Annotated in this window: 9 protein-coding genes; 4 read left to right on the top strand and 5 right to left on the bottom strand. The window is 76.4% G+C overall.

Annotation, left to right across the window (positions count from 1 at the left end; translation table 11 throughout):
- Window positions 1-1,280 precede the first annotated feature (1,280 nt).
- Complete coding sequence (locus tag ABD353_RS34930; protein WP_344627732.1) at window positions 1,281-1,637, top strand: DUF805 domain-containing protein; 357 nt, start codon at window positions 1,281-1,283, stop codon at window positions 1,635-1,637.
- Window positions 1,638-1,922: 285 nt separating this feature from the next.
- On the top strand, window positions 1,923-2,201 hold the full coding sequence (locus ABD353_RS34925; RefSeq protein ID WP_344627731.1) for an acylphosphatase: 279 nt from the start codon (window positions 1,923-1,925) through the stop codon (window positions 2,199-2,201).
- A 46-nt stretch (window positions 2,202-2,247) separates the two neighbouring features.
- Here the strand turns inward: ABD353_RS34925 and ABD353_RS34920 are convergent, their stop codons facing one another.
- Together ABD353_RS34920 and ABD353_RS34915 are read right to left on the bottom strand one after the other, a co-directional pair.
- On the bottom strand, window positions 2,248-3,063 hold the full coding sequence (locus tag ABD353_RS34920; protein ID WP_344627730.1) for an ATP-grasp domain-containing protein: 816 nt from the start codon (window positions 3,061-3,063) through the stop codon (window positions 2,248-2,250).
- On the bottom strand, window positions 3,060-3,950 hold the full coding sequence (locus ABD353_RS34915; RefSeq protein ID WP_344627729.1) for an ATP-grasp domain-containing protein: 891 nt from the start codon (window positions 3,948-3,950) through the stop codon (window positions 3,060-3,062). The genes ABD353_RS34920 and ABD353_RS34915 overlap by 4 nt, the downstream gene beginning before the upstream one ends.
- A gap of 403 nt (window positions 3,951-4,353) precedes the next feature.
- On the opposite strand from ABD353_RS34915, the gene ABD353_RS34910 reads away from it, so the two are divergent.
- Together ABD353_RS34910 and ABD353_RS34905 are read left to right on the top strand one after the other, a co-directional pair.
- Complete coding sequence (locus tag ABD353_RS34910) at window positions 4,354-5,007, top strand: AAA family ATPase (RefSeq protein ID WP_344627728.1); 654 nt, start codon at window positions 4,354-4,356, stop codon at window positions 5,005-5,007.
- Between the two features lie 194 nt (window positions 5,008-5,201).
- The gene (locus ABD353_RS34905; protein ID WP_344627727.1) at window positions 5,202-5,966 is read left to right on the top strand and encodes a hypothetical protein; all 765 of its coding nucleotides are present in this window, start codon (window positions 5,202-5,204) and stop codon (window positions 5,964-5,966) included.
- Between the two features lie 19 nt (window positions 5,967-5,985).
- Here the strand turns inward: ABD353_RS34905 and ABD353_RS34900 are convergent, their stop codons facing one another.
- The 3 genes from ABD353_RS34900 to ABD353_RS34890 all read right to left on the bottom strand — a co-directional run bounded on the left by ABD353_RS34900 (window position 5,986) and on the right by ABD353_RS34890 (window position 11,140).
- Complete coding sequence (locus ABD353_RS34900; RefSeq protein ID WP_344627734.1) at window positions 5,986-6,633, bottom strand: response regulator transcription factor; 648 nt, start codon at window positions 6,631-6,633, stop codon at window positions 5,986-5,988.
- Window positions 6,634-6,665: 32 nt separating this feature from the next.
- Window positions 6,666-8,339, bottom strand: a complete 1,674-nt coding sequence (locus ABD353_RS34895) for a sensor histidine kinase (protein WP_344627726.1) — start codon at window positions 8,337-8,339, stop codon at window positions 6,666-6,668.
- Between the two features lie 110 nt (window positions 8,340-8,449).
- Window positions 8,450-11,140, bottom strand: coding sequence for a SpoIIE family protein phosphatase (locus tag ABD353_RS34890; protein ID WP_344627725.1), 2,691 nt, complete (start codon window positions 11,138-11,140; stop codon window positions 8,450-8,452).
- Between the last annotated feature and the right edge of the window lie 65 nt (window positions 11,141-11,205).

Raw genomic sequence — 11,205 nt, 5'->3', positions numbered from 1 at the left:
CAAAGGAGTTGATCTCATTAATTGTCTTCCTAAGACCGCTTGGCCTCCGACTTCCGCGAGTACGGCCTGCGGGGCCGGCCGGGTGGACCAGCGGGCGCCGGGCCGGCGGCGGGGCCACCCCGGGGGCGGCCGCACCGAAGGCGACGCCGGCCTCCAGCACGGCGCGGTCGAAGGCGCTGCGTGCCGGGGTGTCGGAGACCGGTGCGGGCAGCGCGCCGGGGGCGGTGTCGCCCCGGACGGCCTCCGCGAGGCGGCGCGGCACGTCGGCGATCCGGGCGGGCAGCGGCTCGCCCTCCCAGAGCAGGGCGACGGCGGCCTCGCAGAGCGCGGCGGCGGTGCCGAGCCGGGCGGCGAGCCGCAGGTCGACGGCGGGACGGCCGGACCCCGGCAGCCGGATCAGGGCCCGCAGCCGCAGCGCTTCGTCGGCCCGGTCGAGGGCGGCGGCCAGGGCGCCGCGGGCCGGTTCGGCGGCCGGGGTGCCGACCGCCTCCAGCGCGTCGGCGAGCGCGTTGTACACGCCGGCGACGGCGACCCGTTCGTCGTGCAGCCGACGGCCGGGCCGGCGCACCGTCAGGCGGAGCAGCAGCAGCCAGGCGGCGCCGGCCAGGAAGGCCGAGGCGCCGAGCCAGGCGGGGACGGTCAGCTGCATGCCGCCGCCGACGGCGGTCAGCACCAGCAGCTGCAGACCGGCCAGCGACCAGACCGGACCGGCCACGCTGACCGCGCCCGACACCAGTCCCACCAGGGCGAGCACCGGCAGCACCCGGGCGCCCGCCCCGGCGCTCTGCCCGACCAGCAGGCCGAGCGCACCCGCAAGGGCGGGGACGGCCATGTGCAGCACCCCGCTGCGCCAGGTGCCGGGACGGTCGTTGATGCCTGCGAACATCGCCCCGAGTCCGGCCAGCACGCCCACCTGCGGCTGCCCGGCGGCCAGGCACACCGCCAGCACCGGGCCGGTGCCCAGGGCGCCCCGTGCGACCGCGGCCCACGGCACCGGCCCGCGCTGCCAGCGCAGCGGGTGGAGCAGCCAGCCGGGTGCGGCCGCGGGGTGCGGCAGGGGGCGGCGCACGGTCCTCCTCGGGGTACGGGGCGTGGGCCTGTGACGGGTGTGCCACCAGCCTAGTGGGGCCGTTTGTCGGGGCCGCTGCGACCGGGTTACAGCCCTGTGTCGACCCGGATCGAAAGGCGTCCCCCACCTGTTGAAAAAGTTCTTGACCGGCCATCACCCCCACCACTACATTCCCCCCAACCCAATCGGTACGGAAACAGGGACAACTGACGTGGACTGGTACTTGGCTGTGCTCAAGAATTACGCGGGTTTCGGCGGCCGGGCACGCCGCAAGGAATACTGGATGTTCGCCCTGGTCAACTTCGCGATCTACGTCGTCCTGGCGATCGTCGGCAGCCTGCTCGACACCTCGCTGCTCACCGCGCTGTACGGCCTCGCCGTGCTGGTCCCCAGCCTCGCCGTGACCGTCCGCCGCCTGCACGACACCGGCCGCCCCGGCCTGTGGATCCTGATCGGGCTCGTCCCGCTGATCGGCGCGATCGTCCTCATCGTCTTCGCCGCGACCGAGGGCCAGCCCGAGGCCAACTCCTACGGCCCGAACCCGAAGCTCAGCCCGGCCGTGGCCTGATCCCCCCACCTGCACCGACGAACGGGCCGGGGCAGCCGTATCGGCTGCCCCGGCCTTTTCCCATTCCCGGCGGCGTTCAATTCCCGCTCCCCGGCGCCGCCCCGGTGAATTTCCGATCACTTCCCGGACAATTTCCGAGAACGGCTCGAATCGTTCGGCCGGAATTCCGCCGTCCGGTCCGGCCGTGCGCGGGGCCGACCCTGACGGGACGTCGACTCCGCCGGGCCCGGCCCGCGGCGCGGCGGCGGCACGGGCGCCGGCCGGGATCGGGTATACCTGGCAGGCGTGATCCGTAGACGTGTGATGGTGGCCGGGGTCGTGCAGGGCGTCTTCTTCCGCGACACCTGCCGGCAGCAGGCCGTCGCGGCCGGTGTCGCCGGCTGGGTGCGCAACCTGCCGGACGGGCGGGTGGAGGCCGTCTTCGAGGGCGAGCCGGCGGCGGTCGAGCGCCTGGTGGAGTGGTGCGGGCGCGGCCCGAGCCGTGCGGTCGTCGAGGAGCGCCGGGTCTCCGAGGAGCCGCCGGAGGGCCTGGCCGGCTTCCAGGTCCGGCCGACCGCCTGGTGAACGCGGCCTGAGGGCGGCATCCGCCCCGGCGCCGGACTCCGAGGGGTCAGGCGGCCCGGGCTCCGGCGGGGAGCCGGCCTTCGGCGGCGGCCGTGGCGAGGGCGGCGAGCGCCTCGGGGGCGCCGGCCTGCCCGCGGATGCCGGGGAAGGCGTTGACGTCGACGATCAGCGGCCCGTCGGGAGTGTCGAGGATATCCACCCCGTACACCTGCAGTCCGAAGACCTCGCCCGTGGTGCGGACCAGTTCCGGCCAGCCGTCCGGCAGTGCGGCGACCGGCAGCTCCTCCCGTGCGACGGCGGCCGGCGCGGCGAGTTCGGAGCGGCGGCGCTCGGCGAAGAGCCTTCCGTCGACCGCCCAGAGCTTGTGGTCCCAGCCGTCGTTGCGGGCCAGCGGCTGGACGACCACCGGCTCCCCGGGCCACTGCGCGGCGAGCCGGCGGGCGTCGGCGGCGTCATGGACGGCCGCGACCAGGTCACCGCGGCGGCTGTGCAGGCTCTTCACCACCACCGGCCCGTCAACGGCCAGGTCCAGTGCGGCGAGGTCGGCCGTCCGGGTCGGCGCGAAGGGCAGCCCGGCCGCCAGGGCCAGGTCGGCCATCCGCTGCCGGTCCTGGCAGAACGCGGTGGCGGCGACCGGGTTCAGCACCGGCACCCCGCGCTCCTCCAGCCTGGCGGCCAGCGCGAGCGCCTGCGCGGTGCGGGCCTTGAGCAGGCAGACGTCCGGGACACCGGGCCGCTCGGGGACGTCCGGGTGCTGGCTGTCGACCGCGTGGCCGCCGGCGCGCAGCAGGGCGGCGGTGGCGGCCAGCAGCGGATGGTCCGGGTCGGCGGTGAGCAGCCTGACGTGTGCGCGGGCGCTCACGCGGCGCCGCCGACCGCGGCCGGCAGGGTCCCGGCGACGCCCTGCGGCGGCACCGCGGCCACCGAGGGCCAGGAGGAGCCGCTGCGGGCCAGCCGGAGGACGGCGCGGGAGACCCGGGCGACGGCCTGCGGGACGGCACGGAAGCTCGGGAAGTCGTTGACGTCGACGACGACGGGGCCGTCCGGGCCGAGCAGGATGTCGACGCCGTACAGATCCAGGCCGAACACCTCGCCGACCTGGGCGGCGACCGCGGCGACCTCCGGCGCGAGGGCCACCGGCCGTTCGCGGTGCGGGTGGTGCGGGTGCAGCGGTGAGGTCCGTTCGGTGGCGAAGAGTTCGCCGCCCGCGCTGTAGACCTTGAGGTCGACGCCGGTGTTGGGCACGTACGGCTGGGCGATCAGCAGGCCCTCGCCGCCCAGGTCGGCGCCGATCCGGGCGAGTTCCTCGGGGCGCTCCACCAGGTGGACGGCGCGGCCCGAGCTGCCGTCGGCCGGCTTCACGACCAGCGGGTAGTGGGCGTCGGGTATCCGGCCGAAGTCCTCCCAGCGGGCGGCCGCCCAGGTGGTGGGGACGGGCAGTCCGCGGTGCGCGGCGATGACGGCGGCCTGGGCCTTGTCGCGGACGGGCCGGATCGCCCGGGCGTCGTTGACGGTGGTGAGGCCGATCGCGGCCGCGGACTCCAGCAGGCCGAGGCCGGGGCCACCGGACACGGTCTTGAGCACCCAGGCGTCGTGGTCTCCGGCGCGCACCAGCCCACCGAGGTCGAGCAGCGAGCTGCCCGGGCGGACGACGTCGACCCGGTGGCCCCACGCGGTCAGTTGCCGCACCACGTCGAGCGGCATGCCGTCGTTCCGGTAGTGCTCCTCGACCAGGAAGCAGAACCTCATCCGCAACTCCCCTCCCCCCGGTCGGGCACCGTCGGCCCGGCCACAGCGCTCCAGGATGCCACGAACCATCCGGGCAAGATCGTCCAAGTCGTCCGCGAACGGCTACAAGCCGGTCACAGCCGGCGACCGGTGCGCGCACGGAGCGTCCCCGCGGGAGGACTCTCCGGGCGGCCGGCCGACCGTCGCCCCGGGCGCCCGACGGGGTGTCACCGGGCGGGCCGGGCACGGGATCCGGGCCGGCCGGGGCGCGGACGTCACCGGGTCGTCCCGAAGCCGTTCCAGCACACCACAGCCGGGTCACGGCACGGAACGGCACCCCTCGGGCCCGGGTGATCGCATTACCCTCTCTTGGTGAGGCCTTGTCCCGTTCCGGGTAGGGCACGGGTACCGGAAGGAGGGGGCGGTGCGCGAAACCGTCAGTACCGGGCCCGCGGCGGGGGCCGGGACCGAAGCACGCACGGCACGGACCGCACCGGGCGTGCTGCGCCCGGCGGGCCTGCACGACCTGCGCGGCCGGCCGGTGCCGGGCGCGCTGCACTACCCGGCCGAGGACGTGGTCGTCGTCTCCGGCCTGCCGGGCAGCGGCAAGTCCACCCTGATCAGGCGCTGTTCGCGGGCACCGGTCGTCGACTCCCAGCACTCGCGCGAGCGGTACGAGGAGCGGCTGCCGTCCCTGCCGTACGCCCTCTACCGGCCGCTGGTGCGGCTGCACCACTACCGCGAACTGCACCGGGCGCTGCGGTCCGGCGGGCCGCTGGTGGTGCACGACTGCGGCACGATGCCCTGGGTGCGGTGGTGGATCGCACGCACGGCGGCCGCGCAGGGGCGCCGGGTGCACCTGCTGCTGCTGGACGCGAGCCCCGAGGAGGCCGCCCAGGGCCAGCGGGAACGCGGCCGCAGGGTCTCGGCCTACGCCTTCGCCCGGCACCGCTGGGCCACCGACCGGCTGCACGCCCGGCTCGCGGCGGCCGACGGGCCGCTCGCGGGCTGCACCTCCACCGTGCTGCTCGACCAGACGGGCGCGCTGCGGCTGAAGGACATCGACTTCGCGACCTAGCGGGCGTGTCCTCAGAGGGGGCCGGGTGGCTCGACCAGGGGCGCGTGGGCGCACCTGGTGGTTGCCCGCACGAGGGCAGCAGGATACGACCGGGCCGGGGCGTTCACCCCTCGGGCCGGGCGGGGGGCGCCCAGCGGGGTGAGGGGTCGCGCGCGTCGCGTCGCGCCCCGGTGCGTGCTGGCTACTGTGCAGCCATGCCCACCCCCTCATCCCGGCGCAGGCCCCGACTGCGCCGGCTCGCCGACCGGCTCGGCGCGCAGTACCGCACCGCCTTCGAGCCGCAGTACGACCCCGTCCGCCGCTGCTGGACCCTGCGCTGGTACGACGGCCCCACCCCGGCCACCGTGCAGTCGGCCCTGCGCCGGCTGGGCCCGGAGTCCGAGGGCGTGCTCGTCCGGCGCGACCTGACCACCCGGTCCCTCGCGCTGGCGGCCCTCCGGGAGACCCGGGCCGGTGCCATGCACCGCTGGGTCGGCAGCTGGGGCCAGCGCTACCACCTGGCCCAACTGCTCGCCGACCAGGAGCATCCGGACCGCACGGCCGGCGCGCGCGAGGCCGCGATGCTGGACCGGCTGCTGGCCGCCGCCACGCCCGACGGCGGCCCGTGGGCGGTGCCCGACGAGTCCCGCGCGTTCGAACTGATCGCCCGGGACGGCATCGCCTGGCTGCTGCCGAGCGAGCGGCTGGCCGGACCGGGCGACGCCGACGGCGTCGCGCTGACCCCGCTCGAGTACCTGACCTCCCGGTACGCGGCCGGGGTGCACCGCGCGGCCTGGGAGACGGCGCTGACCACCATGCCGCTGCGGGCCGCGGTCACCTCCGCCGAGGCCGACCCGGAGCCGACCGCGGACGCCGCCCGGGCCGCGCTCGCGCTGCTGCCCGCCCTCCGGGCCCAGCTCAACCGCGACCTCGACCGGGCGCAGGCCCGGCTCGGCGGGGTCCTCCAACCACAGGTCTGAGCCCCCGAAGGGCACCCGGTCAGAGCCCCGCGTCGCGGGCGAGCAGCGCGGCCTGCACCCGGTTGTCGCACTCCAGCTTGGCCAGGATCCGGCTGACGTAGGTCTTCACGGTGGCCTCGCTCATGTGCAGCCGGGCACCGGCGTCGGCGTTGGACAGGCCCTCGCCGAGCAGGTCGACCACCGCGCGCTCGCGTTCGGTGAGCACGGCCAGCCGCCGGCGGGCGGCCTCCCCGCGGGCGGCGGCCGGGCCGGCCGCCAGGCTGTCGACGATGTGCCGGGTGGCGGCGGGCGACAGGAAGGCGTTGCCGCCGGCGGCCGCCCGGACGGCCTGGATGAGTTCGCCCGGGGCGGTGTCCTTCAGCAGGAACCCGGCGCCGCCGGAGGAGATCGCCCGCAGCACGTTCTCCCGCTCGCCGAAGGTGGTGAGCACGATCGCCCGCGCGCCGGGCGCGGCCCGCGGCAGCTCCGCCAGCGCGCTCAGCCCGTCCATCACCGGCATCTGGATGTCGAGCAGCACCACGTCCGCCGCGTGGGCGCGGGCGAGTTCCAGCGCCTCGCGGCCGTCGGCGGCCTCGGCCACCACGTCGATGTCGTCGGCGGAGGTGAGGATCATCCGGATGCCGGCCCGGATGAGCGGCTCGTCGTCGGCGACGAGGACCTTGATCACGTCTGGGGTCTCCCGGTGGGGGTCACGGTCGGTCACCTGGCAGCGTAGTGCTGCTTCTCGACGAGCCGGCCGTCGCGGAAGCAGAGCCTCAGCACGGTCTCCGTCTCCAGGGCGTCGGCGTCCTCGCCGGAGACGAACCAGGAGCAGGAGGCACCGGCCGGCACCGGCGGCCCCTGGTGCCGGTAGTCGTTGGTCAACTGCCGACTGCCGGAAGGCAGCTGACGGCGCACCTCCTGCTCGGAGCTGCCGACGGTCAGCGCGTCGAAGGTCTCCCGCTGGAGCGTGGCGTTGTCGAGCATGTGGAAGAAGGTGGCCACGGCCCAGACCAGCGCACCGACCGAGGCCAGCAGCACGAGTCCGGCGCCGACCGCGCAGCCCAGTGCCGGGCTGCGGCGCGGTGTCGGGTCGGGCGGCACCGGCAGGTCGAGGCCCAGGTCGTCCGGCAGCCCGGCGCCCGCGTCCGCGCCCTCGGGTCGCCCGGCGCCGTCGTACGGGAGCACGCCGGCCAGTCGGAACCCGCCGTCCGCCGCAGCTCCCGCGTGCACCATGCCGCCGAGCAGCCGGGCCCGCTCGTGCAGGCCGGTCAGTCCCTGGCCGCCGCGGACGGCCCCGTCGGCGCCGGCCGGCGGCGGACCGTTGTGCACCTCCACCACCAGGGCGTCCGGTTCGTAGCGCAGCGAGACGGTGATCACCGCCCCGGGCGCGTGCTTGTGGGCGTTGGTCAGCCCCTCCTGGACGATCCGGTACGCCGCGTGCCCCGAGGCGGCCGGCGGCGGCCGCGGCTCGCCGGCCCGTGTCAGCGCCACCGCGGCGCCCGCCGCCCGGGAGGCCTCGACCAGCCGCTCGACGGCCTCGACGCCGCCCGCCTCGGGCAGGGTGTCGTCCCGCAGCAGCCCGACCACCTCGCGCAGCTCGCGCATCGCACCGGTCGCCGCCTGGCGCAGTACGCCGACCGCCTCGCGCTGCGGCCCGGTCAGGCTGCGGTCCACCTCCAGCGCGCCGGTGTGCACGGCGATCAGCGCGAGCTGGTGGCCGAGGCTGTCGTGCATGTCCTGCGCGATCCGGTGGCGCTCGCGCAGCCGCGCCTGATGGGCGATCATCGCCCGCTCGCGCAGCAGCTGGGCGTTGCGTTCCTGCACCGCGGTGAGCAGCGCCCGGCGCTGGGCGCGGTAGCGGCCCACCACGGCGGGCAGCACGGCGAGCAGCAGGAAGCCGACCGAGGAGACGACCAGGTTGGCGCGGACGGGCAGGCCGTCGGTGTTGAGGCCCAGCGAGAAGGCGACGACGGCGTTGAAGGCGAGGCAGAAGACGGCGGTCAGCACCGGGGGACGGGCGATCCGGTACCCGGCGGACCAGCCGGCCAGCACCAGGAGGGGCAGGAAGCCGCCGTACCCGCCGGTGGCCGCGCCGGTGAGCACCAGCACCGTCCCGGGCAGGCCCCGGCGCAGCAGGCACAGCGCCGCCGCCGCGAGGCCGGCGGCGAGCGCCGCGCCGCGGCCGGAGTCGGCGAGCTGGATCAGCCCGCCCAGCCCGCCGACGAACAGCGCGGCGACGCACTCCCGGACCACGAGCCGGGCGCCCCAGGGGCCGGGCAGGGCCCGGCGCGCCAGGGCCCGCGGCGTGAGGTCGGCCCTGGTGGGGGCGGTCGGGAGGAGCTCCGCCGGGAGGACGCCGGCCAGGCGGCGGGCGGTCGGCTTGGTGGTCACGCGCAGAGGCTAGCGGGCCGCCCCCCGGGCTCCGCGACCATCCTCCGTCGCTCTCCGCCACGACCAAAGTCGGGGAACCGGCGGTTCCGGTCCTGAGGCGGGAGCGGCGGCTACTCCCGCCGGACGAGGAGCAGGGCGATGTCGTCGGGCCGCTGTGCCGTCCGGCGGGCCCGGCCGACCAGCCGGTCGGCGAGGTCGTCGAGGGTGCGGCCGCCGTCCCGTGCGCCGCCACGCGCGTCGGGTACCACGGGCCCGGCGTGGGCGAGCGAGCTGCGGAGTTCGTCGATGCCCTGGTCGATGGAGGTGGACGGGGTCTCCACCAGGCCGTCGGTGTACAGCGCGAGCACCGAGCCGACCGGGAGGTGCAGCCGGGTGGTGGGGTAGTGCGAGGAGCGGTCGACGCCGAGCAGCGGGCCGCCCTCCAGGTCGACCAGGTCGGTGCGCCCGTCGGGGCGGCGCAGCAGCGGCGGCGGGTGGCCGGCCCGGACGCCGTGCCCGCGGCCGTCCGAGGGGTCGAGGTGGATCAGGCAGCAGCTGGCGAGCAGCCCCGGATCGAGGTCGGCCATCAGGTGGTTGGTGCGCACCAGCACCTCGGCGGGCGGGCTGCCGCCGGAGGCGAAGGCGCGCACGGCGCTGCGCAGCTGCCCCATGGTGGCGGCGGCGCCGACGTTGTGTCCCTCGACGTCGCCGATGACCAGGCAGAGGCCGTGCGGGGTGGTGATGACGTCGTACCAGTCGCCGCCGATCTCCATGCCGCGGGTGCCGGGCAGGTAGCGGGCGGCGATGGCGATGCCGGGCACGGTGGGCAGCCGGTGCGGGAGCAGGGCCTGCTGGAGGCCGCGGGCGAGCTCGAACTCGGCGTCGTACAGCCGGGCCCGCTCCAGGGCCTGGGCGATCAGGCCGCCGAGGGCGGTCAGCTGGACGCGGTCCTCGGGGGTGAAGGTCCTGGGCTGTTCGAAGCCGAGGATGAGGCTGCCGATGGGGTGGCCGGAGGCGATCAGCGGCAGGAAGGCCCAGGCCCGCATCTCGTCCTGCGGGATGCCCGGGTAGGCGTCGAGGAGTTCGCGGGAGGACTGGAAGAAGAGCGGGGTGCCGGCGATCAGGGTCTCGGTGCCGGGCAGCCGGGCGCCGAGCGGGGTGGCCTCGAAGCGGTCGAGGAACCCCTCGGGGTAGCCGCTCTGGGAGACCAGGTGCATCCGGCCGTTCTGGGCGAGGTAGAGGGCGAGCTCCTGGCCGCCGTAGCCGGGCAGGATCTGCTCCAGGACGGTGTTGCAGACCTCCTGGACGGAGACCGCCTCGGTGAGGGCGCTGGCCAGCTGCAGCAGGTGGTAGGTGGCGCCGAGGCTGGCGGGGGCGGCGGGCGGGGCCTCCGGCAGGACGGCGGAGTGCGGGTCGGCCGGTTCGGCGGCGGCGACGACCCGGCCGGTGACGCCGTGCGCGTCGGGGTAGAGCGAGAAGGCGAGCCAGTGGTCGGGGGGCCGGCAGGCGAGGAAGGCGGTCGGGCGCCGGGAGAGCATCGCGGCGCGGTAGCGGTCCTCGTAGGCGGGGTCGCCGAGCCAGGGCAGCACGTCCCAGGGATGCCGGCCGAGGAGTTCGTCCCGGCGGGCGTGGAGGAACATCTCGGCGGTGCGGTTGACGTAGACGACCATGCCCTCGGCGTCGAGGGCGAAGACGCCGTCGCGCAGCCGCTCCACGGCGGCGACGGCGGCGGAGCCCGCGGAGTCGTCGAGGACGACGACGACCAGGTGGGTGCCGTCGGCGACCCGGCGGCCGCGCAGGTCGAGGGTGCGGTGGCCGCCGCGCGGGTCGCGGACCCGGACCTGCCGGTCGAAGGGGCGGCCGTCGGCCGCGGCCCGCCGGGCGGCCTCGCGCAGCAGCGGCATGTCCTCGGGCGAGAGCCGTTCGACCAGGGTGGCGAGCCGGCCGTCGAAGGAGCCGGGGGCGAGGCCGAGGATGGCCTCCAGCTCCCGGTCGACGGCGATGGTGCGGCCGGGGATGTCCCAGTCGAAGACGCCGACCCGGGTGGCCGGCCCGGACGGCGGCGGGAGCTGGACGACGGTGGGCTCGTCGGCGGCGGCCAGTTCGCCGTACGGGGTGAGCGAGGCGGCGATCCGGTTCGCGGAGGAGCGCAGCTGGCGGCGGGCGCCGCCGGGCAGGCCGGCCTCGGTGCTGGGCCACAGCACGCACAGCACGCCGAGGGTGCCCTCGCGGGTGGCGATCGGTGCGGCGGCGAAGGAGAAGGCGTAGGGCAGGCCGACCGCGAGGCGGGGGAAGCGCCGCATGGTCTCGTCGGGGTCGGCGAGGACGATGGTGCGGCCGGTGCGGAAGGCCTCGGCGGGGGGCAGCGGGGCGAGCAGGGCGATCCGCCGGAAGGCGCTGAGCAGTGGCAGCGGGACGCCGACGACGGTGCTGAGCACCAGCGAGCGGTGGTCGGGGGACGGCAGGTAGACCAGCCCTCCGTAGCCGGAGGTGAGGTCGACGGCCCTGGTCAGGCCCTCGGCGAGGAGTTTCTCGACGGCGTCGCGGTCGGCCGCCCGGCGCGGGGCACCCGGCGGGGCGATCTCCTCGGCCGGGGGCGGCGGTGCTCCGGCGGTCGCCGGGGCGTCCTCCTGGGGCGGCAGCGGGACGACGTCCGGCCGTGGGAGGGGGCCGGTGGGGTCCGGGGCGGCCCGCGGGGAGCCCGGCGGCGGGTCGGGGTCTGCGGTGGCCGGGGGGCCGGTCGGGGCGTCACTCTCCGCGGGGGCGTCCGGGTGCTCGGCTGCCGCCCCCGGTTCGCCGTCAGCCGGCACGCCCAGGCGCATTCTTTCTCTCTAGTCCCGGACCTTCGAGGGTGTCAAACGGAGGCAAAGTCTCCGCGGCGGCCCGG

Source organism: Kitasatospora arboriphila (assembly GCF_039528095.1).
Classification (GTDB): Bacteria; Actinomycetota; Actinomycetes; order Streptomycetales; family Streptomycetaceae; genus Kitasatospora; species Kitasatospora arboriphila.
The sequence above is the reverse complement of the archived record's forward strand: the minus strand, read 5'-3'. Positions and strand labels throughout refer to the sequence as shown.